Origin of the sequence: Shewanella psychrophila (assembly GCF_002005305.1) — a bacterium.
GTDB lineage: Bacteria > Pseudomonadota > Gammaproteobacteria > Enterobacterales > Shewanellaceae > Shewanella > Shewanella psychrophila.
This window is the reverse complement of record NZ_CP014782.1, coordinates 4,344,193-4,370,436: the sequence shown is the minus strand read 5'-3', so window position 1 is coordinate 4,370,436 and position 26,244 is coordinate 4,344,193. Positions and strand designations below refer to the sequence as shown.

Annotated in this window: 24 protein-coding genes and 1 tRNA gene; 14 read left to right on the top strand and 11 right to left on the bottom strand. The window is 44.6% G+C overall.

Annotated elements, in window-relative coordinates; translation table 11 throughout:
* Positions 1-810: 810 nt before the first annotated feature.
* Genes sps_RS18840 through cydX form a run of 3 tightly spaced genes read left to right on the top strand, consistent with a single transcriptional unit; the run spans position 811 to position 3,652 of the window.
* The gene (locus tag sps_RS18840; protein ID WP_077753914.1) at positions 811-2,367 is read left to right on the top strand and encodes a cytochrome ubiquinol oxidase subunit I; all 1,557 of its coding nucleotides are present in this window, start codon (positions 811-813) and stop codon (positions 2,365-2,367) included.
* Positions 2,368-2,380: 13 nt separating this feature from the next.
* Positions 2,381-3,520, top strand: a complete 1,140-nt coding sequence (cydB, locus tag sps_RS18835; protein WP_077753913.1) for a cytochrome d ubiquinol oxidase subunit II — start codon at positions 2,381-2,383, stop codon at positions 3,518-3,520.
* A 15-nt stretch (positions 3,521-3,535) separates the two neighbouring features.
* Positions 3,536-3,652 carry a cytochrome bd-I oxidase subunit CydX gene (gene cydX, locus sps_RS18830; RefSeq protein WP_077753912.1) on the top strand — a complete coding sequence of 39 codons (117 nt, stop codon included), beginning with the start codon at positions 3,536-3,538 and terminating at the stop codon, positions 3,650-3,652.
* Between the two features lie 81 nt (positions 3,653-3,733).
* Here cydX and sps_RS18825 read toward each other — a convergent pair whose 3' ends face one another.
* The 4 genes from sps_RS18825 to sps_RS18810 all read right to left on the bottom strand — a co-directional run bounded on the left by sps_RS18825 (position 3,734) and on the right by sps_RS18810 (position 10,616).
* Positions 3,734-4,003: a TfoX/Sxy family DNA transformation protein gene (locus tag sps_RS18825; protein ID WP_218919599.1), complete on the bottom strand. Its 270-nt coding sequence runs from the start codon at positions 4,001-4,003 to the stop codon at positions 3,734-3,736.
* Between the two features lie 135 nt (positions 4,004-4,138).
* The gene (locus sps_RS18820) at positions 4,139-6,142 is read right to left on the bottom strand and encodes a methyl-accepting chemotaxis protein (protein WP_077753910.1); all 2,004 of its coding nucleotides are present in this window, start codon (positions 6,140-6,142) and stop codon (positions 4,139-4,141) included.
* A gap of 248 nt (positions 6,143-6,390) precedes the next feature.
* Positions 6,391-9,480 carry an efflux RND transporter permease subunit gene (locus sps_RS18815; protein WP_077753909.1) on the bottom strand — a complete coding sequence of 1,030 codons (3,090 nt, stop codon included), beginning with the start codon at positions 9,478-9,480 and terminating at the stop codon, positions 6,391-6,393.
* Positions 9,481-9,485: 5 nt separating this feature from the next.
* Entirely contained in the window at positions 9,486-10,616 is a 1,131-nt protein-coding gene (locus sps_RS18810; protein ID WP_077753908.1) for an efflux RND transporter periplasmic adaptor subunit, read from the bottom strand.
* A 144-nt stretch (positions 10,617-10,760) separates the two neighbouring features.
* Between sps_RS18810 and sps_RS18805 the strand changes: the two genes are divergently transcribed.
* Both sps_RS18805 and sps_RS18800 read left to right on the top strand, forming a co-directional pair.
* Positions 10,761-11,393, top strand: coding sequence for a TetR/AcrR family transcriptional regulator (locus tag sps_RS18805; RefSeq protein WP_077753907.1), 633 nt, complete (start codon positions 10,761-10,763; stop codon positions 11,391-11,393).
* A gap of 81 nt (positions 11,394-11,474) precedes the next feature.
* Positions 11,475-12,380 carry a DUF6268 family outer membrane beta-barrel protein gene (locus tag sps_RS18800; RefSeq protein WP_077753906.1) on the top strand — a complete coding sequence of 302 codons (906 nt, stop codon included), beginning with the start codon at positions 11,475-11,477 and terminating at the stop codon, positions 12,378-12,380.
* Positions 12,381-12,481: 101 nt separating this feature from the next.
* On the opposite strand, the gene sps_RS18795 is transcribed toward sps_RS18800, so the two are convergent.
* From sps_RS18795 to sps_RS18780, 4 genes are all read right to left on the bottom strand, one after another.
* On the bottom strand, positions 12,482-13,051 hold the full coding sequence (locus sps_RS18795; protein ID WP_077753905.1) for a chalcone isomerase family protein: 570 nt from the start codon (positions 13,049-13,051) through the stop codon (positions 12,482-12,484).
* 110 nt (positions 13,052-13,161) lie between these two features.
* Positions 13,162-13,641 carry a DUF2947 domain-containing protein gene (locus sps_RS18790; protein WP_077753904.1) on the bottom strand — a complete coding sequence of 160 codons (480 nt, stop codon included), beginning with the start codon at positions 13,639-13,641 and terminating at the stop codon, positions 13,162-13,164.
* Between the two features lie 509 nt (positions 13,642-14,150).
* Positions 14,151-14,226, bottom strand: a tRNA-Arg gene (locus sps_RS18785).
* 109 nt (positions 14,227-14,335) lie between these two features.
* Positions 14,336-15,496, bottom strand: coding sequence for a flagellar assembly protein FlgT (locus tag sps_RS18780; RefSeq protein WP_077753903.1), 1,161 nt, complete (start codon positions 15,494-15,496; stop codon positions 14,336-14,338).
* A 523-nt stretch (positions 15,497-16,019) separates the two neighbouring features.
* Here sps_RS18780 and sps_RS18775 point away from each other — a divergent pair.
* Both sps_RS18775 and sps_RS18770 read left to right on the top strand, forming a co-directional pair.
* Complete coding sequence (locus tag sps_RS18775; RefSeq protein ID WP_077753902.1) at positions 16,020-16,649, top strand: FlgO family outer membrane protein; 630 nt, start codon at positions 16,020-16,022, stop codon at positions 16,647-16,649.
* Positions 16,646-17,092, top strand: coding sequence for an LPP20 family lipoprotein (locus sps_RS18770; protein WP_077753901.1), 447 nt, complete (start codon positions 16,646-16,648; stop codon positions 17,090-17,092). The genes sps_RS18775 and sps_RS18770 overlap by 4 nt, the downstream gene beginning before the upstream one ends.
* 345 nt (positions 17,093-17,437) lie before the next feature.
* On the opposite strand, the gene sps_RS18765 is transcribed toward sps_RS18770, so the two are convergent.
* The 3 genes from sps_RS18765 to flgA form a co-directional block, all read right to left on the bottom strand.
* Positions 17,438-17,863 carry a flagella synthesis protein FlgN gene (locus sps_RS18765; RefSeq protein WP_077753900.1) on the bottom strand — a complete coding sequence of 142 codons (426 nt, stop codon included), beginning with the start codon at positions 17,861-17,863 and terminating at the stop codon, positions 17,438-17,440.
* 7 nt (positions 17,864-17,870) lie between these two features.
* Positions 17,871-18,191, bottom strand: coding sequence for a flagellar biosynthesis anti-sigma factor FlgM (gene flgM, locus sps_RS18760; RefSeq protein ID WP_077753899.1), 321 nt, complete (start codon positions 18,189-18,191; stop codon positions 17,871-17,873).
* A gap of 84 nt (positions 18,192-18,275) precedes the next feature.
* The gene (gene flgA, locus sps_RS18755) at positions 18,276-18,980 is read right to left on the bottom strand and encodes a flagellar basal body P-ring formation chaperone FlgA (RefSeq protein ID WP_077753898.1); all 705 of its coding nucleotides are present in this window, start codon (positions 18,978-18,980) and stop codon (positions 18,276-18,278) included.
* 222 nt (positions 18,981-19,202) lie between these two features.
* On the opposite strand from flgA, the gene sps_RS18750 reads away from it, so the two are divergent.
* The 7 genes from sps_RS18750 to flgE (sps_RS18720) all read left to right on the top strand — a co-directional run bounded on the left by sps_RS18750 (position 19,203) and on the right by flgE (sps_RS18720) (position 26,214).
* A complete protein-coding gene (locus sps_RS18750; protein ID WP_077753897.1) occupies positions 19,203-20,123 on the top strand; it encodes a chemotaxis protein CheV in 921 nt (306 codons plus the stop codon).
* A gap of 130 nt (positions 20,124-20,253) precedes the next feature.
* The gene (locus sps_RS18745; RefSeq protein ID WP_179948423.1) at positions 20,254-21,093 is read left to right on the top strand and encodes a CheR family methyltransferase; all 840 of its coding nucleotides are present in this window, start codon (positions 20,254-20,256) and stop codon (positions 21,091-21,093) included.
* A gap of 324 nt (positions 21,094-21,417) precedes the next feature.
* The gene (flgB, locus tag sps_RS18740; protein ID WP_077753895.1) at positions 21,418-21,816 is read left to right on the top strand and encodes a flagellar basal body rod protein FlgB; all 399 of its coding nucleotides are present in this window, start codon (positions 21,418-21,420) and stop codon (positions 21,814-21,816) included.
* 2 nt (positions 21,817-21,818) lie between these two features.
* Positions 21,819-22,235, top strand: a complete 417-nt coding sequence (gene flgC, locus sps_RS18735; RefSeq protein ID WP_077753894.1) for a flagellar basal body rod protein FlgC — start codon at positions 21,819-21,821, stop codon at positions 22,233-22,235.
* A 13-nt stretch (positions 22,236-22,248) separates the two neighbouring features.
* Positions 22,249-23,064: a flagellar hook assembly protein FlgD gene (gene flgD / locus sps_RS18730; RefSeq protein ID WP_077753893.1), complete on the top strand. Its 816-nt coding sequence runs from the start codon at positions 22,249-22,251 to the stop codon at positions 23,062-23,064.
* Between the two features lie 196 nt (positions 23,065-23,260).
* Positions 23,261-24,625 carry a flagellar hook protein FlgE gene (flgE, locus tag sps_RS18725; RefSeq protein WP_077753892.1) on the top strand — a complete coding sequence of 455 codons (1,365 nt, stop codon included), beginning with the start codon at positions 23,261-23,263 and terminating at the stop codon, positions 24,623-24,625.
* 221 nt (positions 24,626-24,846) lie between these two features.
* Positions 24,847-26,214: a flagellar hook protein FlgE gene (gene flgE, locus sps_RS18720; RefSeq protein ID WP_077753891.1), complete on the top strand. Its 1,368-nt coding sequence runs from the start codon at positions 24,847-24,849 to the stop codon at positions 26,212-26,214.
* Positions 26,215-26,244 lie beyond the last annotated feature (30 nt).

Below are 26,244 nucleotides of genomic sequence, written 5' to 3'. Positions count from 1 at the left end.
CTAAACGATTCAATAATTTTTTCATAATGGTATCTCCACACAGTTAAAGGGTTATGTGAGCGGAGTGTGACTAGCCGGGCTACTTCACCGGATTACATTAGTCGCTCCTGAGCACAAGACGTATATTATTCTTGTATAGATAATTCATCAAACGAGAAAAATTACAGTTTGGCATTACTAAAACTAATCTATTTGTAGGTTTTTTAGAGGGGGTTACAGAGCGTATTCTTAATAAGTTAATTTAAAACACTTACTTATGTTTTTTTGTTGGCTTTAGAGTTGTAAATTATTTTGATGTTTACTGGTATTTGTTTTGATTTTATCGGTATTTATTTTAAAATTTATTGTAAGCGGCTGAAATGCTGGTTTATCACTGATACGACTAACTTCCTAGCATGGTATTAAGCATTGGTCAATCGAGTCGTGTAGTGAACTGTGTCCTTAGCCACAAAACCCATGTTAACCCTAGTGATTGATTGATTTGAATCAAATTTGAATGGTATAAAACAACGGTGAGAATAGTCTGTGCTTTGGTTAAGTTTTTGATAATAAAGATTTAGCTTCTAATTTGTTATTTTTTACCCATACACTTACCGCAAATATATATTTTGTTGTGAGCTTGGTCATGGAATACGCTTGATTAGAACATTATTGTGCTTATTTCGAACATTTTGTAAAAAACGATATTTAGCCTCTCTTTACCGCCGCTGAGCGCGTAAAAGGCTTAAAATAAAATTCCTCAATAGGCATCTATTATGATTGATGGGGATCTAATCATAATAGGTGGTTGCACCACCTAAGGAGTCACTAATGATTTTAGAAGAAGTTGTTGACCTCTCGCGCTTTCAATTTGCGATGACAGCGATGTATCACTTCTTGTTTGTTCCCTTAACTTTGGGCCTAGCTTTCTTGCTGGCTATCATGGAGTCACTCTATGTGATGACTGATAAACAGATCTATAAAGATATGACCAAGTTTTGGGGTAAGTTGTTCGGTATTAACTTTGCTTTAGGCGTAGCTACCGGACTCGCTATGGAGTTCCAGTTTGGTACCAACTGGTCATATTACTCTCACTATGTGGGGGATATTTTTGGGGCGCCACTGGCAATTGAAGGACTGATGGCCTTCTTCCTGGAAGCCACTTTGGTGGGTATGTTCTTCTTCGGCTGGGAAAGGTTTAGTAAGCGTCAGCATTTGGCGGTTACCTGGTTAGTCGCCTTCGGTTCAAACATGTCGGCGATGTGGATCTTGATTGCCAACGGTTGGATGCAGAACCCAGTGGGATCGGTATTTAACTATGAAACCATGCGAATGGAGATGACCAATTGGGGAGAGGTTCTATTTAACCCAGTTGCCCAGGTGAAATTTGTTCATACTGTCGCCTCGGGTTATGTTGCCGGCGCCATGTTCGTTCTGTCTATCAGTGCTTACTATATCCTCAAGAAGCGTGACTTGCCGTTTGCTCGTCGCTCGTTTGCCATTGCCGCCAGTTTCGGTATGGCCTCAATCCTGTCTGTTATCGTCCTAGGTGACGAGTCTGGTTATACTGTGGGTGAGGCGCAGCAGGTTAAACTGGCCGCTATTGAGGCCGAGTGGCACACAGAGCCCGCTCCGGCTGCCTTTACTGCCTTTGCTATCCCTAACCAGGAGACCATGGAAAACGATCATGCCATCCAAATTCCGTACCTTATGGGAATAATAGCCACACGCTCTTTAGATGGACAAGTAGTGGGCTTAACCGACCTTATCGCGCAACATGAGGTTCGCATTCGCAACGGCATGAAGGCCTACGCGATGTTAACCAAGCTGCGTGGAGGCGATGAATCGCCCGAGCTGCGCGCCGCATTCGAAGAGGCTAAAGTTGATTTAGGCTATGGCTTCTTACTTAAGCGCTTTACCAACAATGTGGTTGATGCCACCGAGGAGCAGATTGTCGCCGCAGCTAAGGATTCTATTCCGAACGTAGCGCCTATTTTCTGGACATTCAGGGTCATGGTGGCTTGTGGCATGTTTATGCTGCTGGTGTTCGCTGCCGCATTTTGGCAGAGCACACGTCATCAAATAGCCGAGAAGCCCTGGGTGCTGAAGGCGGCGCTTTACAGCCTGCCTCTACCCTGGATTGCCATCGAGTGTGGCTGGTTTGTGGCCGAGCATGGACGACAGCCTTGGACCATCTCAGAAATACTGCCGACCTTTATGTCAGCGTCCAGCGTGAGCGTTGGTGACCTCTGGTTTAGCATCATCTCAATTACTATTTTCTATACAGTGTTATTAGTGATTGAAGTTTATCTGATGCTCAAATTCGTACGCCAGGGGCCTAGTTGCCTGCATACGGGCCGTTATCACTTCGAAAACTTAGAAGCCTAAGGGGGAGCAGATTATGTTTGATTATGAAATGCTAAGATTCATCTGGTGGGCGCTGATAGGTGTGCTCTTTATCGGCTTCGCCGTCACCGATGGTTTCGATATGGGCGTTGGTGTCCTGTTACCTATCTTAGGTAAAGATGACACCGATCGTCGAGTCATGATTAATACCGTAGCGCCTCACTGGGAAGGCAACCAGACATGGTTGATCACAGCCGCTGGCGCTTTGTTCGCCGCTTGGCCTATGGTGTATGCCGTGTCCTTCTCGGGCTTCTACGTGGCCATGATGTTAGTGCTGTTTGCCTTGTACCTAAGGCCTGTCGGTTTCACCTATCGCTCAAAAATAGAAGATCCAAGATGGCGTAAGGCTTGGGATAAGGCGCTATTTGTGGGGAGCTTCGTGCCACCGCTGATCATAGGTGTCGCCTTCGGCAACTTGCTCCAAGGTGTACCGTTCGATTTCGATGAATACCTGCGTGCTACTTATCACGGCGGTTTCTTCGGCCTGCTGAATCCCTTTGGCATACTCGCCGGCCTAGTGTGCGTCAGCATGTTTATGTTGCAGGGCGCGACTTGGCTGCAGATGAAGACTGAAGACGAGCTGAGAGTGCGCGCAGCCAATGCGGCTCAGGTATTATCGGTATTGCTATTCGTCTTCTTTGGCGCTGCAGGTTTCTGGTTAGCCAATGGCATTGATGGTTATGTGATCACCTCGGCCATAGACACTTACGGTGTATCGGATCCGACTCATAAGACGGTTGTGGTAGAAGTCGGTGCTTGGTTGGCCAACTATGACAAGTATCCTGTGACTATGCTGTTCCCTATATTGGGCTTAGCTATGCCATTACTTGTTTTGCTATCGAGTCGATTAAACCGCTCAGGTTTCGCCTTCTTGTTTAGCTCAATTGCCATCGCTTCGGTGATCTTGACTTGTGGTACGGCCATGTTCCCATTCGTTATGCCATCTTCACTGGTACCGAATATGAGCCTGACCATGTGGGACGCCACGGCGAGTGAAACGTCTCTGACGGTGATGACATGGGCCGCTATCATCTTCGTACCGATAGTGCTCTCATATACTATCTATACCTATTATAAGATGTTCGGTCGTTTATCTCGCGGTTTCATCGAAGACAATAAGACGTCACTTTACTAATAAGGAGTTTATTCTATGTGGTATTTTGCTTGGATACTCGGAGTATTGCTGGCGTGTTCATTCGGTATCATCAACGCGCTTTGGCTTGAGAATACGGAAAACATGGACAGAGATACAGAGCAGAAAGATTAATCATTTATCGCTCTAGTCGATACTAAAAAGCCCCGCCCTTGAGAAAGGACGGGGCTTTTCATTTTTGCAGAACCTAGAACTTTATGAGAGCTTATCTAATTCTCTCGCTGAGTCGAGAGCGAGTACTAATTCCGCTTTTCTTGACCGGGCCACTTCCTGCCAATGAATTCCTTCCACTGCACCAACAAGGGCATAGAGCATATTTAACCCAGGATTGAATCCCTCACGTTCGAGTCGGATCATAGTCAAGACTGGGCCCACTTTTTCAAGATCATCTTTAGTTACTATATCTATTTTATTTAGCCAAAGCGTAGATTTTGGGCCTAAGCCAGGTAGCTTGTCGACATTCACTATTGAGCCTTGTTGAATTTACATGGGAGTAAAGATACTGGCAGGTTTGGCTTCACGTGTCACGAGAAGTGGCAGGAGGGAAGCGTTCCTTACTGTTTTCTCGTCACTCGCTCTAGCTATCATCTAGTATCTTATTTACGTCCTAAATATGCTGATTTGTTGCTTTATTTCGGTAGCAATATTCGACAACTCCATGGCTGAATCGACGGTCTTGCCGGCTCTTTGCTCACCGTCTCGGGCAAGTTCTGTGATTTGATGTAAATTGCGAGTGATCTCCTCTGCAACGGCGCTCTGCTGTTCTGTAGCACTGGCTATACTGCTCGAGGCAATGGCGAGCTCTCCTATGCTGTTAGTTATTTGATTGAGTTGACCACTGGCTTCTTCACCTTGAGTTGCCGACGATACGCCCAGTTGCTGGCTCTGTGCCATCTGGTCTGCTGTGGTTTTCACTTGAGACTGGAGTTGATTGATTGTCAGTTCTATCTCCGAGATAGAAGCTTGTGTTCTCTGGGCCAAGGTGCGTACTTCATCGGCGACTACGGCAAACCCTCTGCCTTGCTCTCCGGCTCTAGCGGCCTCGATGGCGGCATTAAGTGCCAGCAAGTTAGTCTGCTCGGCGATACCATTGATGACTTCGGTCACCTTGCTGATGGCCACACTTTCTTTAGTGACATTTTCGACACTGACATGACTGGAGTTGAGTTGTTGGCTGAGCTTGGCCAGACCTTGAACCACTAGGCTGAGTTGTCCATGTCCTTCCCGGGACGCCACGTCAACTTGTTGGCTCTTGGACGCTCCTTCACTGGCATGGCTGGCTACATCTTTGATTGACATCGACATCTCTTCGATGGCTGTGGCTATTTGATCTGTCTGTGTCATCAGAGACTGAGCTTCCTCACCGTTGAGTCGTGCGGTTTGCTGAGCATGTGAGGCCTGAAGCTCGAGGGTACCCACAGATCTTTGCAGCGCCAATATCAATTCTTTTAAACCATCAGCCATCTGCGAGGTACTTATAGTTATCTTATCGACTTCATTTTTACTGTTTAAGTTTGGCTTGGCAAAGTCCTGGTTTAGCTCTCCTTTTCCCAGTAAATCCAGTTGTTGCTGCAATACTTGTAAAGGTTTCAAGGTTCTGACCAATACCAAAGAGAGTAGGAAGGTGATCACTATGATTCCCACACCTGCCACCATGGCGTTAATGCTGAGTAATTTAAGGCTCTCTTCATTCAGTTCACTCATCTTTGCTATGCCCACAAGCTCCCAGTTCCAGCCAGGGATCTTAAGGCTATAGGCATACATGGCCTGGTTTTGTGAATTGGTATATTCCCATGAGCTATTATGAGTGAGGGCTTGAGTCATGGTCAGGCCATTTAATAGGTCAGCAGATACTTTTGTGCCGACTTCATAGTGTGGGTGGGTGACGATAGATTGATCACTTTCCCGAATAAGCATGAAATAACCGGACTCTTCGAGTTTTAGTTGATTCATGGAGCGTTCAAGCTCAGTCAATGACTCTGTGATGTCGAAACCTATATATAAAATACCTATGACTTCGCCTTGGATATTTTTAATGGGGCGATAAACTGTCATATAGTCTCTGCCAAATAACTTGGCATAACCTTCATACTCTTCACCCTTGATCAAGCGTGAATATCCCGGATGCTTCTTGCCTAGATACGTACCTAAGGCGCGTTTACCATCGGATTTCTTCAGTGAAGTCGAGATCCGCAAAAAATCATCACCATCGAGGACAAATACAGTGGCGTTGCCTCCGGTGAGATTAGAGTAACGGTCGACCTTACTCTTAGAGGCATTTATCTGCTCTCTTTCGTGGGCCAGTGCAGGTGTAATTTTTCCTAATACGCGAACGGTTTTATCTGGTTTTCTAAACTGGCCCGGGTACATGGCCCGTAAAACATCGGCGTTACGTCTCGCCAGAGCAAGCAGGTTACTGTACTGCAGCTCTATCAAGTCTGAAGTGCCATGCATTTGTGCTTGCATGGCACTGATCCCTTTTTCTTCCAACACATTGGCGGCTGTGAGGTAGGAGATACTACTTAATATTCCGAATACCACTACCGTCAATATTAATGCTAATGTCCCTATTTGTTTCGCAATTGGCCAGTTCTTATAATTCATGTTGAGGTCTACTCTTATTATGGTGCCCATAATCTAAATCACATTAACAATCAATGAATTGATATAGGTCTAAAAGCGACATGAATAGGTGTGATCTCGGTTATATTTTCATTTTTTATACCAATCAGTATTAATGCAGGTATGAAGAGAGGCTAAACGGGGACCATATGAGGGGGGAGGCTATTGGGGGAACAGGAGATATATCTGAGGAGCAGATTTGTCTGCTCCTCAGATGTCTCTTGTATCGGTTAGCTTTGACTGGCTATAAGCTCCTTATCTTGTTTATTAGCGTCAGTTACTTTTTCAGACCTCATCACTAGTTTATACATGGTTGGTACCCAAATTAGCGAGAGCAAAGTCGTGAGCAAGGTACCACCGGCAATCGCGATGGCGAAGGGGGGCCAAAATCCACCACCGGCAATAATTAAGGGCAGAAAGCCTCCTATGGTCGTGATTGTCGTGGAGCCGATATGACGACCACAGCCAGATACCACCTTGACTATGGTGTCTATATTGCCTTGTCTGGAATCACTTTGATCTTCAAGTTCGGCCAGGATAACGATAGCCGCATTGATGGCTAACCCCATCAAGCCTAGTAAACCTATTATTACGGTGAAGCCAAAGGGGTAACCGAACAAGTAGACAGCCAGTAAACCAAGCCCTGCCGACTGCATCGCACTGAATAAAATGATGGCCGTTAGCCTAAATGAGTTAAATGACAACACAACGGTTGCTAGCAGCAAGGTGACGACTAACACTAAATTAGACAGAAGGTTACCTACGGCCTCATTTCGTTTAGCACTCTCACCACCGACTTCGATATGATAGCCAGCAGGTAAGGTAAGTCCATCTATCCGCGTCTTAGCATCATCGAGTACCTGTTGAGGCAGCACGCCGCTGACAATATAAGCTTCTATAGTATTGACCCTCTGCCCATCTCGGCGAGGAATCGCGCCGCGGCTGACTTGGATCTGGCTTTCGGCGAGGGCAGATAAGGGGATTCCTGCACCAGATGTGGATACCAGGTTGATCTCAGAAAGTTTAGTCTGCTGCTCCCGAGTACTGTCTTGTAGCCTGACTCTCACTGGTATCGATTCTGTTTGCTCTAAGATGCTACCGCCATTGATACCGGTAGTGGCCATTTGGATCTGCTCGGCTATCTCAGTTAAGTTGAGGCCACTCATCAAGCTGGCATCTTCATTGACCTGAAACCATACCTTGGGTGCTCCAGCGCTCAAAGTCGCCCGGGTGTGTATTACATCTGGGGTATCGCTTAAGATGCGCCTAACTTCATCGCCAATTAGTCTGAGTTGATCTAGGTTGGGGCCAAATACTCTAAGCTCCACCGGGGCGTTGAAGGGCGGCCCTTGCTCTAACTTCCTGACCAAAATCTGTGCTTCTGGGTTGGCGAGATCTAAAGATTGTTGCAGTTGAGGTATGAGGCGATTAGCGGTGTCAAAATCCTCGACTTTGACCATAGCCTGAGCGTAATTACTCGCGCCTTGCTGGCGTTGAAGCAGATTGTAATAGAATGAAGGCGTATTGCCGCCTATAACCCAATCTATGCGGGTCACACCCGATGTGTCTCTTAGTTGTCGATCCATTTGTTCAACGAGATGACGCGTGCTTGCCACGCTCGAATGGGGGGGAAGATAGACTTCAATTTGGAACATATCCCGGTCTGACGGCGGGAAGAATTGCTCTGTCATCTGGCCTGAAGCAATGAAGCCTGTGATAGGTAAGATACCAATCAATAAGCCAGATAGAAGAGGGCGCTTGAGTGCCAGGGTCAGAGAAGCGCTAAACAGCTTGCTAACTTGTGGTAATTGTATGCCTCTTTGATACCATTTGTCTTGATGCCCATCGACACCGAAACGACCCGCTAAACCGGCTATTAGAGTGTGGGAGATGATGTATGATCCCAGCAGTGCAAACATGACTGAGATGGCAATGCCCCCGACAAACTCTCCAGCTGCACCGGGCATAAGAACGATAGGAGCGAAGGCGAGCATGGTGGTGATGGTAGAACCTGCCAGAGGTAACCAAAGATGCTTGAGTGTCGCACTGACCGCCTCGATTCTGGATAAACCTTGCTGTCTTCGCTGGGCGATGGCATCGACGATGACGATGGCATTATCAACCATGATCCCCAGCGCAACCACCAGACCGGTAACAGACATCTGATGGATAGGCAGGCCTATGTATTTCATGCAAGTTAAGGTAAATAGCGCGGTAAGGGGCAGAGATAGTGATACGATGAGGGCATTGCGTAAACCTAAGGTCAGCATCAAGACCACTAGAATAATGAGGAAACCTAAGAGCAAGCTGCCTACTAGCCCGCCGAGTCTGTCACTGGTATAACCCTCTTGATCGAATAGCCATTGGATCTCGATATTGGCCGGAACCGATGCCTGCATCGCTTCGACTTCAACTCTGACTTTCGCCAACCAGAGATCCACCCGGGTATTATTGAGCATGCGGGCCGCCACCATCACCCCCTGCTCTTGCTCTATTAGGGCTATGGAGTTTTCCGGAGTTTTAGCTTGCTTCTTGATGGTCGCGATATCGCCTAAGCGGATAATCTGACCCTGTTCATCTACTTTCAACGGGACTCGGCGGATCCTCGAGAGTGAATCCAATTCACCGGATACTTCAATCAAGGCCCTGAAGTTATTGTTATTAATCTCTCCGGCAGACACTTTAGTATCGGCCTTACTGAGAATATTAGCTATGGATGCGGGCGTGAGATTAAGCTGATTGACCTTGTTACCATCGAGTTGTACCAATACCTCTTCAGTAGGGGCACCATAAAGCTTGACGAAATCTGTACCGCTGAACAGCCTAAGTTTACTCTGTAACTCCTTAGCGTAACGGTTGAGCATATCGGTACGAATTTCACCGCCGCCTTTCCAAACCAGTCCTAAAATGGCGGTACTGGCATAACCAATTTGATCGTCAAGAAGCGCATTTTGTGCTGGCGCAGGTAAAACCTGCCTGGCATCGGCGATGAGATCTCTCGCCCTGGACCAGACTGGATCTGTATCCTGTACACTGTCTTTAAGTTCCAGTTGAATAACTGAAATGCCTGGCCTGGATGTGGATTGGATCAACTTCAGCTCTTCTAACCTGCGTAGGCGATTCTCCAATACTTCGGTAACTAAGGCCTCGACTCGCTCGGCTGACGCCCCAGGATATTGTGTTATTACCGAGGCAAAGCGGTTGGTAATATCGGGATCTTCCATTCGCGGCAAGCTGGATATTGCACCTAAGCCAGCCACAATCAAGAGGGCGATAAATAAGCTTGCTAAGCGTCCATTCTCTACTAAAGCTTTAACCATCTTATTTACCTCGCAGCCGTGGCAGATGTCGATGTGGGTTTGACACTTTGTCCTACCACCAACTTATGCAGGCCTCGATCAATATAAGCCTCATCTACATGAACCGCCCCTCGAATGAAGGCCATCTCACTCTTGGTATAGAGGATCTCTATGTCCCTTCGCTCAATATTGAAGGTCTCACGATTATTTTGGTTTCGATCTGAACTCAGCACATACAGATTCCAAAGTCCTCTAACTCCATCGGTCAGCGCCGAAATTGGTACCCAGAATCCCGCTTGATTGATCTCTTTCTCATAGGCCAAATAGGCTATCTCACCATTGAGTACCTTTGAGTCTTTCGGTAAAGAAAGGCGTACCGGTACGGTTCGGGTCACTGAATTAACTTCGGCGCCGATGCCTTCGATATGAGCCCAATAATGGGTATTCGCTACCCGCAGTGATATTTTTTGTTTAGGACTCATGTGTTGCGCCACATTAACCGGTACTCCGACGATGGCTTGAGGGTTGTTGTTCTCGACTAAGGTGAAGATGGCGCTTCCTAACTTAATGACTTCGCCTAAGTTGCTGCTTCTTTTGCTTATCACACCATCGAAAGGTGCGAGGAGTGATGATTTTTCTATTCTCAGGGCATTAGCATATACGGCAGCCTTGAGTCTTTTCTGAGCTGCAATCAAGCTATTGAGCTGGCCTTTGAGTTCATCGAGTGTCTGCTCCGAGGCATACCCTTGTTTTTTTAGCTCCAAGCTTCTGCTTAAGGTACTCTTTGCCAGATCCAAATCTGCGCTATTTTGTAACACGCTGGCATTGAGCTCATCACGCTCAGCTTCGAGCAGTCGAGTGTCAAGCTGAGCCAGTAATTGGCCGAGCTGAACCGAGTCGCCGCTGTCTACTGCAATGAGTTTAATTTTCCCCGCTAACTCGAATCCAATTCCTGTGGTATTGCCGGCCTTAATCGTACCGGTAAACTCTTGAGTATGATGATAAGAGGGTGAGAGGGTTAATGTGGCAGTAGTCACTGTTTGCACTATTGGTTCTGCCGCATGTTGGGTTACTTCACCCTGACAAGCGGCAAGAAAAATGGTAAACAATAGGCTTATTGAAACTCTCGAGTTTGAGACGGCTGTTGAAATACTCATCCTGACACGCTTCCTTGGTTAATCTGGAGTTACAAAATAGTTAAACTAGACTGTCTAGTCTATTTACTAAAAACTGGACTGTCTAGTCTACTTTGTGATTAAATGTGTCTAAAATATAAAAACCTTGTTAAAAGAGGCCCGTGCATGGAATCGGTTAATCCAGATGTAAATTTAAGTCGTAGTGAGCAGAAACGTCTGCAAATACTCGAAGCGGCCATCGAGCTTTTTTGTGGTCAAGGCTTTCCTAATACCAGTATGGACGAGGTTGCAAAGTTAGCCGGTGTCTCGAAGCAGACGGTGTATTCTCACTTTGGTAGCAAAGATGAGTTGTTTGTCGCATCAATAGAGTCACGGTGTGTGGTTCAGCGCTTGGCTGAAGATGTGTTTACCGATCCCAGTCAGCCAGAATTAGCCCTGAGCTGCTTTGCCGAGTATTTCGGTGAGTTGATTGTCAGCCCTGAAGCGCTGACAGTATTTACCACCTGTGTGGCTCAGTCTGAGACCCATCCAGGTATATCGGCACTTTTTTTCGATGCTGGTCCTCAACACTTACTTAGCTTATTGACCGGCTATTTTGAAGATGTGCAGAAGTTAGGTGTTTACCAATTTGACGATTGTCGAAGCTGCGCCGTTCGCCTCTGTCTGATGATGTACGGTGAGATGAGGTTAAAGTTAGAGTTAGGGTTGAACGCAGATAATCTGGTCGAGGGACGTGTTAGCTATTTAACAGGGTGCATTAGCATGTTTTTAAGAGCTTATCGCTCCGATCATCAGTAATACTAATCTTGTTCGCAGTGAATTAAGTCAATTCAGGATATTTAACGTCGACAGTAACAGCTGTCAGCTAAAGGGATTAGCATGATTAAACAATCTTTCTTGGGTTCAGTTTATTTTTTTGTATGTTTTTTAACGTCTATGGCCTTAGCTGCAGATGAAAGCGCTAAGCAATACTCTCCATTTAGTATCAGCGCCTCTAAAATCTCAACTGGTGAAGCAGATGTCGGAGCTGGAGAGCAAACGCTTCAACGTGATACCTGGCTCTTCGATGCCAAATTCAAGCAACCTCTAAATAAACATTGGACTCTGGGTTTTGACTTGAGTTATGCCGCTCTCGATTATGACTGGCAGCATATGAAGCAACCTATGTTTGATGGCGCAGTTAACCCCTGGAGCGATTTAACCCGTTATAGTGCAGGACTCTCTGTGATGTACAGACACGATAAGCACTGGATGTTTATGATGGCACCTAAACTTCAATATGCTTATGCCGATGTTGATAATATCTCTAGTAGTGATGCCATGAGTTATGGTGTCGTTGCGACGGGAATGTACCGTTTTGATAATGGCAATATGCTAGGTTTTGGTGTGGCTTATCTCAATGATATTTCTGAGGTTCGCACAGTGCCCTATCTTGCTGTACGCTGGCAGATCAATGATAACTTGAGATTAGGTAATCCCTTTTCAGCCGGGTTCAGTGGACCGGCAGGCCTAGAGCTGACTTATCAAGTGAGTCCGAGCTTTGATATCGGGCTTGGCACCTCTAAACGGACACAAAGGTTTCTCATCCAAGATGAAGATGTCACAGTGGAAATCGATGAGTTAGTCAGCTTTCTTAGGGCTGGTTGGTCGATTAATCCTTCGACTAATCTGAATGCCTACGCAGGTTATTACTTCAATGGAGAGATGGAGCTGAGTGAACCAGAACTGGTTGAAACACTAGATAATCAGGTGGCGTTTGCGTTAGCTGCCGAGTATAAGTTTTGAAGCTAATGTTTGACGGACAGGTTTACAGAAAAGCTTTGAGTGCAAGTTAACAATATAGACGCAAATCAATTTGCGTCTATATTGTTACTATATCTGGCTAACTAGTCGCCAAGCATGGCCTTCTTAAGGCTATTTTGAGCAGGACTGTCGCCTAACCAAATTTTGAGTAATGCTTGTCTAAATGCTTCGCCTTCGATGGTATCTTGGGCAACGCCATTTTTATAAGCGGTAACACCATTTGCCTTACTGGTTGCTAAGGTAAACTGATCACCCTCTTTAATCTCATCACTAAACAGCGCCATAAAAGCATCCATCTGAGCTTGGATTGCTTTAGTATTGCCGTCGGTCGCATCATCGAAACCGTCTATGATGGCATCACGCATCTTATCTGAGGTGATCATTCCCGAGGTGATATTCAAACGAACCGCAGCATCACTCGCATCGAGAATAGATGTGATATCTGTAGAAGCAGCAGGCAAGTACAAGCTACCCACATAAAGGTCGATAAAAAACTTACTCCGAACGCCAGCGCCATTAAGTTGAAGCTGAGTATCGGCAACGACAATCTGTTCAGGGACTTTAACACCTGAGATCTCAACAGCTTGTACGCTGCTTGAAGCTATTACACTGGCAAATGCCAATTGACTTAACGTGCGACTGAGGGACTTCATAAAAAACCTCTTATTTACTTGTTAATTTAGCAATGGGGCGAGCCCAAGTTAAAACTAAAGTCAGAGCTAGAGTTAAAACAAAAGCTAGCACTAAAGTTAAAATAAAAGCATTAACCTCTATGACCAATTTGATATTGACCACTTTGATGGATGAGTGCTGCTTGTTTTTGTTTAGGGGATATTAGCAGTGGTCCGTCATCGAAGAAAAGAAAACATTTCCAATTGCGAACAAACACATCCCAACGAGTCTCGATTACCTGGTACTTCTCATAACAGAAATAGACCAGGGTATCATCGGCCCAATCGAAATGGGCGGCAAACATCTCAGGTAGTGCTGGTTCTTCACTGTCCCAGGCGATCTGCCAGTCATCGGTTTCAAGCCAAGCTTTGTCTTTCGCGGCCCAGTCGCCTTTAGAGAACTGTTCTGTTCTGCTACTACGATTACTGATCCATTTGTTCCAAACTTCCATCGCCCCTTTCTGATCCAGCGGTTTGATAAACGCTTTATCTTCATCGGTCACAGGTAGATCTTTATGGTTAAAGATCCATTTACGTTGGTATTGCTCTAGGGGGATGTAGGTATGTGCCAAACGACTCTCCAGACCCATCTATGGTCAGAATTAGTTAATGTGAATCGTGGGATTATACAGACTTGAACACTATTATTACATCGCTTCTAAGATCGAGAGGAAAATTATGGTTTTTATGAAGGCGATTGACTGATATTGGGCACTTGTGGCGCACCAGTGAGCTAATTGGTTATAGCTAGATATAGGTATTGAATAGAGGAGGCTAGACCTTACCACTACGCACTTATTTGAGACTGAAGTTTAAGGGTCTAAATTCCACATTTAAAGTTGAATTACAAAGATGAAATTTACCAGTGTAGTTGCGGCTGAGGGTATTGGAAACAGGATTTTTCGTTAAGCGGCTAGGGATGGCTTTATAACGCCCCGAAGAAGTATCTGCACATAAGCTCGCTGCAAGCGATAGGTTACTATGAAGTAGTCTTACTCAATAAAAATAAAAAAGTACATTGAAGGAGGGTGTATTAGAAAAAAACTGCTCAACAAGTGTTAGTTAACACTTGAGGTAAATATGGTCTCCCCACAGGGACTCGAACCCCGATCGATCGCTTAGGAGGCGACTGCTCTATCCTGTTGAGCTATAAGGAGACGCCTGTGATTATACTGGTTTTCGCCTCGATGAAAAGAGGCGATGAAAAGCTATTGAGTTCAGTTGCTTGTTTATCATGCAATTTAACTCAATAACTCAGGATTATGGCTACATTTTTATCGCAAGGTCGTTAATTTGGACGTTATAAGAGGCGTTCTTATCGACTAATATCGCCGTTGCTGTTTTTTCGGTGACTTGATCAATTTTTATCTCAGCACGGCTTTTCCCTGCAATAGCCCGCATTTTATCGAAACGGTCATTGATGTTTTGTTGCAGTATTAACTGAAACTTATCGCCGACTTGGATGCCGTGGCGGCGGCCTAGGTTTAAAATGACTCTGTCATGCTGTCTAGCGACGACTTGTCCTAATACTGGGCGGCAACTTAATGCGCTATCTATGTCTTCTACGACATTGGTTAAGACCTTATCGATGCTTTTTCCATAGGCTGAAGCCCAGAACCTTTGATGATTCGAGGGGACAGTTTCTTGTCGTTCAAACTCCCAGGGAGAGGAGCTGGTATATGAATCGCTCCATATCTGTTCTCCACTTATGCCATGGTATAGGGATAGCCTGATCCGAAATTGGCGAATGGGATCACTGTGCCACAGGCCCAACATTTGGCTTTCGGCAGGATCGGTCGATATATCGATAATTTCAGGCAGGAGTACATATTGACTATCGGTTATTTCGCTGAGCCAACTGGGAAGACGATAGCCTCGTATGTCGACAAGTTCTTGTTCAACATCTAAACGCTCGTTGGCGTGAATATGAACAAAACTGGTCAGTGACTGGGCTTCCAGTGCATCACCGAGTCTTTGGGACAGGTCTTTCTCAAATAATCCGATGTTGCCGTAGCGTAATTGAGCCCTGTCCTGGATCAAAAACTGAGGAACCAGTATTGCGGCTTTTAGCTGTTGGCTGTCACATTGTGAGCCTTGGGACTCCATGACATCGACACGTAGTGTGACAGTGAGCTTTTCGCCTTCAACGAGTTCGTTGATTAACTCAACTCTGCTGGCCTGGGCCTGATTAACGAGCGAAAAGCTGTCTTGAACCAGTTGTCCGTTAAGGACTTTTTGGCTACTGGTGAAATTCGCGCCATTCTTGAGTGTGGCATAGGTCAATGCCTGCTCTAATGCATCTTCTCTGGCTTTGCTTATGTTCCCGTCGACAATATTTGCCTGACCTTTGACTACAACCCATGCAGCTTCGGCACTTGAGGTAAAAGCGATTAAACCAATCCAAATTATTACAGCGATAATTTTCATGTAAGATGTCCACTTCTAAATCTATGATGCGTTTTTAAGCACACTACGGACTTCAATAACGTGCTTCAATATTGAGGCTTAGGAATTGAGATTTTATATGATTAGTGCCGAATTTCTGACACCTAATCGACTCAACCTGCCTATTTTCAGACTTATAGTGACGATAACTAACTATATTCAGCTATATCAAGCTATACCAAAGTAGAGCAGCAATTAACATGCCATCAGTCGATTAAGAACCTGTGCTCGGCTGGTGTTGTTTATATCTTGTCCAGTGAGCAATATCTTAGCTTAAGCTTTGTAATCTTGAGCCGATAAACACCTATTAAGCAAAACAAATATCTACTCGTATTTTCTATTTTAGACCAAGCTGGCTTAAGATTTGCTTTAAACTTTATCAGAGATCATCGATCGCCCCGAACAGTTTTATGGCACATAAGTTAACGCTGTGTCGGCTGACTAGGGAGATCACAGCTTTGGAAAGTCAGAAAATTGAGATTGAGTGTTTATCCAGGAATTAAATATGCGTAAAGCACTAGTGTTTACTGCAGCGTTACTCTTGAGTGCGTGTGCGAATAGCGGTGAAGGGCAGGCAAAATATAACCTGAGTCAGGGCAATCAATTGCCGTCAACATCGGCAATCAACCATTTGTCTGAGCAGATAGTCAGTGAGCTTGTTGAGCAAAATGATGAGCTAGGGAGCGATCAACCTCTGTTGGTGGCCACTCCTGTGTTGTTAGACTCGTTTAATGAGACAAATGCAGTAGGGCTACAGTTACAACAAGGTTTAATTGCTGCCTTACATGCGCGCGAGTTTAACTTAGTTGATATTAACGTTGGTGACAACATCAGGGTGACTCCTCAAGGGGACTTCCTATTGACTCGTGATTGGAAGCAATTACCTTCAGGGATTGCCGTTGAACATGTCGTTGTATCGACTCTGAGCATGAATACTACCGGGCTGGTGGTTAATTCCAGAATAGTTAACATTACTAATAATCGTGTAGTTTCTGCATCACAGGGAGCGTTTAATATCAACGAATTGCCTGGATACCTGAAAGCATCCGAGAAAATCACTTCAAAAGATGGTCTGTTATATCGAGATCCCGTTGGAGGATTGCAGCAAGTTCAAGTTATAGGTGGTGCACAATGAAAAAATGGATAATCCTATCTTTACTGTTTATCTCAGGCTGTGCGTCACAGGATAGATACATTGAGTGGGAAACTCAGGCCCCTGATAGCTTTCCAAATCTAACGGCAATAGGCTATGCGCCATTAGATACCCAGCCTGCAGAGACTCAAGCACAAAAAGTGGTGATGGCAATGCAAGCTTCGAAAATTGCCGCATACAGAGAATTAGCCGAACAAGTCTATGGCCAGCAGTTGTCAGCAACGAGCAATGTAAACGATTGGATGTTATCAAGCGATAGCATTCAAGCATCGGTATCTGGTGTGATACGTGGCGCTAAGGTGGTAAAGAGTTACCCTGCCGGCGAGCACTATGTGACTGAGCTCGAGTTAGATTTTTCTGTAGTATGGGCTTTGTATCAGCAGCAAAATAGACCGCAAAAGATAAAAGAGATCACTTACTTTTAAGCTTTCCCATTGGTCACAAGACAGAAGATAAGTAGGTTTTCTGTTTTTGACTCTTTTATCTATTCTCCAAGAGCCTTTTACTTTTCCCCGACTTCGTTCATGACTTTCTAGCTTCCTAGCTCGTTTATGGCTTTTCAGACAATGCATCTCCAGTGAATTCACTCTTTGACGAACAGTGTCCTTCTTGATGATACTACTGTTTAGGGGGGCTGTGTGTGGGAGTGACAGCTACATCCTCGCCATTGGCTGTTGCATTTTACTGGCTATTGATTGAGATGAGTTTTGCCGTTGGAGTGGCTTATTAGCGTTAGAGGGGAACGATGACTGAGGGTCTCAGGTGGAACGTTAAGCTTGTATATCATTCCCCAAGGTAGATGTTGACGAGGTCTTACCTTTGTCATTATAAGTCAAGCTCGCTGAGTTTCGGCTAACTTGCAGTGCCTGAGAGAAGCGATTCATACTTGCGATATGAAGCTCTATAAGGCTGGAGTTTTCACTATTCAGTTGCTTACATTCATCCAGCAGGGTTTTGACCGATGTCACTCGAGCTGATAAGTGTACATCGCTGGTAAGTAAGGCTTTATCAGCATGTAGGGATAAAGCTTCATCTTTGCTTTTTAGCTCATCGAGTAATCCTGCCTTGGCGTTCGCCAACGAAAGTAGAAGATCTGCATCTTGATTGATCAGCGCAGCTTTCTCATCTTTGATGATTACTTTTAGCTTATTAAGTAGCTCGAACTGAAGTTCGATGATGTCGTTTATCTGGCTCATAATGTTACTAGCTCATTCCCTTTAGATCATTTTCAAACTGAGCGATGTTAGTCGCCAGTTTTTCAGGATCAATTTTATAGCGACCTTCTGCGATTGCCAGTTTTATTTCTTGAACTTTTTGTTCATTAATTTCCGGAATATCTGTCATTTTGGCTTGAGTACTTTGTAGTTTTTGAGCCTGAGCAGTCAAAGAGACGGAGTCACTCTTAGGTGGTGTGCTCAAAGAGTTGACGGAATCATCATTGGTTTTTTCACTGCTTTTATGTGCAGGAGACTTTCCAATGTGAGTGTTTACTGCAGTGTTTACTTGCTTCATTTCAATAGCCATATTTGGCTCCAACAATTAAAAAATAAAAGAACATAATGGTATATCGGCAGTGATATCCTGAGCTTTAATTAAATTTAAGCAAAATTACATTCTGACCTCTACTTTGCCTACATCTATGACTCTTGCATCTACACGTTTATTTGAATAGGTGTTCTTAATACGAATTCTATCACCTAAATTACCATCCTGCAGCGCTTCTCCGACGGTTTTTATCTCAAAATTATCTGTGCGGGCAAAAATGGAGACTGAATCTCCTTTGCAGACGAAACAAAGGTTATTACTGAATATAGGTTGGTCGGGCGCCATTCTTCTTTTTACTCTGGTACCAACAACCTCGTCCAGAGTATTGAATTGCTGGCCCCGCAAAAGAGTTTGCTCTACATACTTGACGACAATGTCGCCTTTAGCAATTAAATCCCCTGGACCCAACGTTGCTCTGGCAACAACAACCGGGTAAAGAATGTCGACTCTTACGGAGATGAATATTTGCCAAGGGTATTGAAGTTGTGGACTTTTACAGGTTATTTTTACCGTGTTGTTGCGTTTAATCGCTCTGTTACTGGCCAATTCCGCTGTTATCGGTGGGAAACATGAGGGTGGCTTAAGTCGTGTGTCCAGACTTTGTGGGGTAATGTTTACTCTTGCATGTGATGCGACATCTATTTTTTTTTCGACTGCCCCTATCGCTAATTGGGATATGGCCGATAAAGAGGGCACACTCGCAGCTTGTGTGCTTAAAGCGTGATTTGACAAGAATATCAAAGAAAAGAGGACATATTTTACTTTCATAATGAATAGACTAGCTTGATGAGCTAGATTACACCTATACTTTCTTAGTGACCGAAAAATTCGCCTTTCTCAAAAATAAATTTAAGGCGCCATAAACTTGACTATAAAGGGTCAAGTTGTGAGATATTTAACACTTATAAGTAAGTAAGCAATTAGTATGCCTAGTACTCGTAAAGTTATGAGTATTTGGTGACATTTAAAAGACGACAAGGCAAGCGGATTATGTCAAGTATTCTTGAGTCAGTGAATAAACGAACACAGTTAGTCGGTCAGAACCGTTTAGAGTTATTGTTATTTAAACTTAATGGTCGTCAAAGATACGGCATCAATGTTTTTAAAGTGAAAGAGGTACTGCAATGTCCTCCTCTTACCAGCCTTCCTAAGTTAAACTCTTTTGTGAAAGGGGTCGCCCATATTCGTGGTCAAACGATTTCAGTCATCGATTTGAGTGCAGCGACAGGGGGGAGACCAGTTGAAAGTATCGATGGTTGTTTTATCATTATTTCTGAGTACAACAGGAGTGTTCAAGGCTTCTTGGTATGTTCGGTAGAGCGGATCATCAATATGAACTGGGAAGCGATATTGCCACCGCCAAAAGGAGCTGGAAAGTTCTCATATCTCACGGCTGTGACAGAGATTGAAGGGGAGCTTGTAGAAATACTCGATGTTGAGAAGATACTTGATGAGATTTCACCGGTTAAAACCGAGATCAGTCAAGAAGTCGATGAACTGTTAACCATAGATAGAGAAAAACATTTCCATATCATGGTCATTGATGATTCGGCCGTGGCTCGTAAACAGATTATTAGGGCATTGGTATCATTAGGTCTGCAGATAGATACAGCCAAAGATGGAAGAGAAGCTCTGGAAAAGTTGAAGGCCATCGGTGCCGAGATGGACGATGTGTCAACCGAGATCCCATTAATTATCTCAGATATTGAGATGCCTGAAATGGACGGCTACACCTTAACAGCAGAGATTAGAGACAATCCTAAGCTAAAGAATATTAAAGTGGTGCTGCACACGTCTTTGAGCGGGGTATTTAACCAAGCTATGGTTGAGAAGGTTGGAGCAAATGATTTTATTGCTAAATTTAATCCAGATGAACTTGCTGCTGCTGTAAATAAGCATTTGAGTCTATAATGATTATTAGTAGAGCGTATAGGGTATATTAAGCTTGTTTCTTGTGACTCGCTCGTGTATAAAACTGCGCTCGAATTGAATCTCGTTGAGTTTAGTTAGATCGTTATAGCTGTTTTTTTGATATTAGGATATCAAGGTGCCGAATAAATCACTCGCTGAAACCGAATATACACAATTTAGACTTTTTCTGGAGCAACACAGCGGTATAGTGCTGGGCGATAATAAGCAGTATCTTGTGCGTAGTAGGTTGGCGCCTTTGATGGGCAAGTACAACCTTCCATCACTTACTGAAGTCGTTAGGCATTCGATGAAGCCCACAGAGCGTCAGCTTAGGGCGGCAGTGATCGATGCTATGACGACCAATGAAACTTTGTGGTTCAGAGATCGTTATCCTTTCGAGCTTCTATCGAATGCACTCTTACCTGAATATTCCAAATTGGGTCGGCCTCTTAAAATTTGGTCGGCGGCTTGTTCGTCGGGACAAGAACCCTATTCGTTGAGCATGACGATTTTGGAATACCAACAGAAGCGACCTGGTACCTTACCAGGTAGCGCGTCAATATTAGCCACAGACTTGTCACCCTCTATGCTAGAAAAGTGTAAAAATGGTGAATACGATAATTTAGCCTTAGGCCGAGGATTGTCAGATCAGAGAAAGCGTCAGTTTTTTGATCCTACGACATCCGGAACTATGGTGATTAAAGACAACGTGAAGAAATTTGTTAACTTCAGAGCCCATAATCTGCTTGAGAGTTATACCTTACTCGGTAAGTTCGACATTATTTTCTGCCGCAACGTGTTGATCTACTTTGCGCCGGAGGCAAAAGCAAAAATATTGCGGCAATTTGCTGCCGCTTTGAACCCGAAGGGCATACTTTTTCTTGGCGCTTCTGAGTCCATCGCAGGGTTAACCGAAGAATTTGATATGATCAGATGTAACCCTGGCATCTATTATCAGAAGAAAATTTAACCATGGACGGCACTTAGTGCCGGCTACATGGGCTGACACCTTCTGTTCGATATCATTGCCTTCCTTATACGGCTAACCAATACCCATCTACCTCTACTGAGACGCCATGTCTCAGGCTCTTCGAGGCTTCCTCGAGCAAAACTCACATCAAGATAAAAGTATTTGGTCTCAAATGGGCGACCAAGTTTGAACTTGTTAGGTTTCGGACGTCTTTGATGTGCGCTTTGGAGTGTCTAGGAGCCTAGTATTTTTTAGACTCAATCCATGCATCTTTATGGCACGACTATTGCTTTATTTATAACATCGAGTTCAGGAGGCAATTTTATGGCGATTAATTTTGATAATGCATTGGGTGTGCATCAATACACATTAGGTATCAGAGCCCAACGTGCTGAAGTTATCTCATCTAATATTGCCAATGCCGATACTCCTCATTATAAGGCTCGTGATGTCGACTTTGATAAGGCATTACAAGCGGCAACCAGCAGGCAAGGTGGTTTGGCTATGAGCCGTAGCGATAGTCGACATTTTGATTTGGAAGCATTATCACAACAAAGTTATGGATATAGAGTGCCAAATCAACCTGATACCGGTGATGGAAATACGGTTGATATGCAAAAGGAACAGTCAGAATTTATGCAAAATGCACTCGAATATCAGATGTCACTCGGTTTTCTTGACGGTAAGTTTTCTGGTATGAAGAAAGCATTAAGGGGAGATTAATTATGAGTCTATTTAATATTTTTAATGTTGCAGGCTCTGGCATGTCGGCTCAATCAGTAAGATTGAATACCACAGCAAGTAACCTTGCCAATGCCGATTCTGTTTCAAGTAGTGTTGATAAGACCTACCGTGCTCGTCACCCCATTTTTGAAGCCGAAATGGCTAAAGCCAGCCATCAACAGCAATCGTCACAATCAGTTGCAGTTAAGGGCATTGTAGAAAGTGATGCGCCCTTGTTGAAAGAGTATTCCCCCAATCACCCAATGGCGGACGGGGATGGTTTTATCTATAAACCTAACGTCAATGTGATGGAAGAGATGGCTAATATGATTTCGGCATCCAGATCATACCAAATGAATGTTCAGGTGGCTGAAGCGGCTAAATCTATGCTTCAGCAAACACTAAGAATTGGCAAATAATAGGAGGTAAGAAGTGAGCCTCATCAACCCACTTAATAATGCACAGCCACTTAGTGGACAGTCTCAAACGTCGACTCAGTCAGTTGCGCCGTCAAAACAAGCCACATCCGGTGCAGTGCAATCGGCTGCCACGCAGTCTACAGAGCAGACATCAACGGGAAATCCGTTTCTTGACGCCATTCGTCTGCCTGAAGAGAATTCAATACCGGAGGCAAATAATCAAGAGCTGACTCAAGAGGATTTTTTCTCTCTCTTGAGTCAACAACTGTCGATGCAAGATCCATTTAAACCTGTCGATAACGATCAGATGATTGCCCAAATGGCCGCATTTTCTACCGTTGATGGTATTAGCAATCTCAATGATGAGATTGTCAATCTTAATACAGTGATGACTTCTAGTCAGGCATTACAAGCATCAGGGCTTGTGGGCCAGAAAGTATTGATCCCATCTGATACAGGTCACCTTTCAGCGGAAGACCCCGTGCTTAAAGGAGTGGTGAGTACGCCTGAGTCTATCGAGACCATAGTGGTACGTATCGAAGATGAGAAAGGGCAACTGGTCACTACTTTTGAGCTTGATGGAAGCCAAGGCGGTAATGTCGATGTGTCCTGGGATGGCTTGGACAAAAATGGTGAGGCGATGCCAAGCGGCACTTACTCGATTAAAGCCAGCGGCAGAGTCGATGGCCAGAGTGAAGAGCTGGCAGTCTCTACTTATGCTCATGTTACCAGTGTCTCATTGGGTACAGCGTCTACAGGTTCTATCTTGAATTTACGGGGTATCGGTGGCATTAAACTCGGTGACGTATTGGCGGTTTCTGAGGTGTGATCTTGCTTCTAGGCTTGCTGTACTGAATTGAATGTCAGTGTTAGTTACATTGACCGAAATAATGAATTGAATGTCGATGGTGGATTCCATCAGCTGAAATAATGAATTTTAACTGGGTGAATATGTTCTTGCCTGCAGTTATGAATTGAATGTCGATGGTGGTTACATTGGCTGAAATAATGAATCGAGGTGAATTATGTCGTTTAACATTGCATTGAGTGGCATCGCAGCTGCGCAGAAAGATCTAAATACCACGGCCAATAATATAGCCAATGTGAATAGCATCGGCTTTAAAGAATCCCGTGCTGAGTTCGCCGATGTATACGCGAATTCTATCTTTGCTAATAGTAAAACGGCAGTCGGTGGTGGTGCAACCACTAGTCAGGTTGCTCAGCAATTTCACCAAGGTAGTTTACAATTCACTAATAATGCACTGGATATGGCAATCAATGGTGGTGGATTCTTCGTGACTTCGTCAGAGCTTGAAGCTCAAGACCATTCCTTTACACGAGCGGGCGCATTTAAAGTTAATTCTTCAGACTATCTAGTTGACTCACAAGGAAATTATCTACAGACATTTCCTGTCGACAAAGATGGGAATTCGACTTCAGTCAGCTTAACCACGACTAAGCCCGTTAGGATCCCTGATACTGCAGGTAGTCCCCAGAAGACGGAAAATATTGGCATTCAGATGAACCTTAATGCCGCAGATTCTACTTTAGACCCTGCTTTGTTCGATCCCAACGATCGTGATACCTATAACAATTCCACTGCGGTGACTATGTATGATTCCTTAGGTGAGCCGCACATTATGACGACCTATTTTGTACGTCCTCCTAATGCAGCTTATACCGGTGAGAGTAACTGGGTAGCCTTTTATGCAGTGGATGGCCTGCAAGTTGATTTAGCAGGTGCTGCAGGTACTTACGATCAAGATACTACTGGCAATGGTGTGGCAGATGTTATAGGTACTCCGGCAGTAACTGCTGGTGGTTGGGAAGGATCCGTAATTAAGTTTAATGATACAGGTGCCCATACAACAACCGATCCTGCCATCATCACAACTGTGCAGCTTGGGGTTGGTGGTGCAGGAGTGTTGGGTCCCGGTACTGATGGCACCCAAACTCTTACCATAGACTTTAATAATCCAACTCAATATGCCTCAACGTTCGAAGTGACTGAGTTAAGTCAGGATGGTACCACGGTTGGTCGTCTAACCAATGTTGAAGTCGGCGCCGATGGTTTGATTAATGCCAGTTACAGTAATGGCTCTACAGTGGCTTTGGCTCGAGTCGCGCTGGCACGTTTTGCCAATGAACAAGGCTTGACCCAAGTGGGTAACACTTCTTGGAAGGCCAGTCTGGACTCGGGATTGGCACTGGCAGGTGAGGCCAATAGCGGTACCTTCGGTAGTATTCGCTCATCTGCATTAGAGCAATCGAATGTGGACTTGACTACAGAGCTGGTGGATTTAATTTCTGCTCAACGAAACTTCCAGGCTAACTCTAGAACACTGGAAGTCAATAATACCTTGCAACAGACTATTTTGCAGATCAGATAATCTGCTTATTATTTTTCATTGCGTAAAGGCATTGCCACTCGGCAATGCCTTTACGCAATTTTATTATTAGCAAACTAGTTAAATCTGGAAAGATATTCTTAAACAAGAAACGTAATAATTTGAACACCGATGGGAGTTACTTTCATTGCCTGTTGTTATGAATTGAATTTTGGTGGTATTTAGCATTCCACCTGTTGTAATCGATTGAATATAGGTAAATCATGTCATTTAATATCGCATTGAGTGGAATTGCTGCTGCTCAAAAAGATCTAAACACAACAGCGAACAACATAGCCAACGTAAATAGTATAGGTTTTAAAGAGTCTCGTGCAGAGTTTGCAGATGTGTATGCAAACTCCATTTTTTCTAATAGTAAAACAGCCGTTGGTGGTGGGGCGACAACGAGCCAAGTTGCGCAGCAATTTCACCAAGGGAGCATGCAGTTTACAAATAATGCGCTGGATATGGCCATTAATGGTGGTGGCTTTTTTGTGACCTCATCGGATATCAATGGAAAGGATCAATCCTTTACACGTGCCGGTGCATTCAAAGTAGATTCAAGTAACTATTTAGTTGATTCTCAGGGAAACTATTTGCAAACCTTTCCAGTGGATAAGGATGGGAACTCAACATCTGTCAGTTTAACTACGACTAAGCCCGTTGCGATTCCTGATACAGCTGGCAGCCCGCAAATGACAGAAAACATTGATATACAGATGAACTTAAATGCAGGTGATGCTGCATTAGATCCAGCTTTGTTCGATCCCAACGATCGTGACACCTATAATAACTCTACTGCGGTGACCATGTATGACTCCTTGGGTGAGCCGCATATCATGACGACCTATTTCGTGCGTCCACCGAATGCGGCTTATACCGGTGAGAGTAATTGGGTAGCCTATTACGCGGTGGATGGCAAACAAGTTGACGTGGATGGCGCAGCAGGAACATATGGAAAAGATACTACAGTTCCTGCTAACGGGATTGCCGATTCAACGGGAACAGCGGTTACTGCCAGTGGTTGGAAAGGTGCGGTGATTAAGTTTAATGATATTGGGTCATATACAGGCAGTGATCCTGCCACAATTAAAACAGAACAATTAGGGGTTGGTGGGGCCAGTGTGCTGGGGCCTGGTACAGATGGCACGCAAACTTTGACTATAGACTTTAATAATCCGACTCAATATGCCTCGACGTTCGAAGTCACTGAGTTGAATCAGGATGGCACTACTGTGGGTCGTCTAACTAATGTCGAAGTTGGTGCCGATGGTTTAGTTAACGCTAGTTACAGTAATGGTTCGACAGTCGCTCTTGCTAGGGTGGCACTGGCGCGTTTTGCCAACGAGCAAGGATTGACTCAAGTGGGGAACACTTCCTGGAAGGCTAGCCAAGACTCGGGGCAAGCACTTGCTGGCGAGGCCAATAGTGGTACTTTCGGCAGTATACGTTCATCTGCGTTAGAGCAGTCGAATGTAGACTTGACTACTGAGCTGGTGGATCTTATCTCTGCGCAACGCAACTTCCAAGCAAACTCGAGAACATTGGAAGTCAATAACACCTTGCAACAGACTATTTTGCAGATCCGTTAATCTGCATATTCTCTTTTAGTGGAGCTGTCG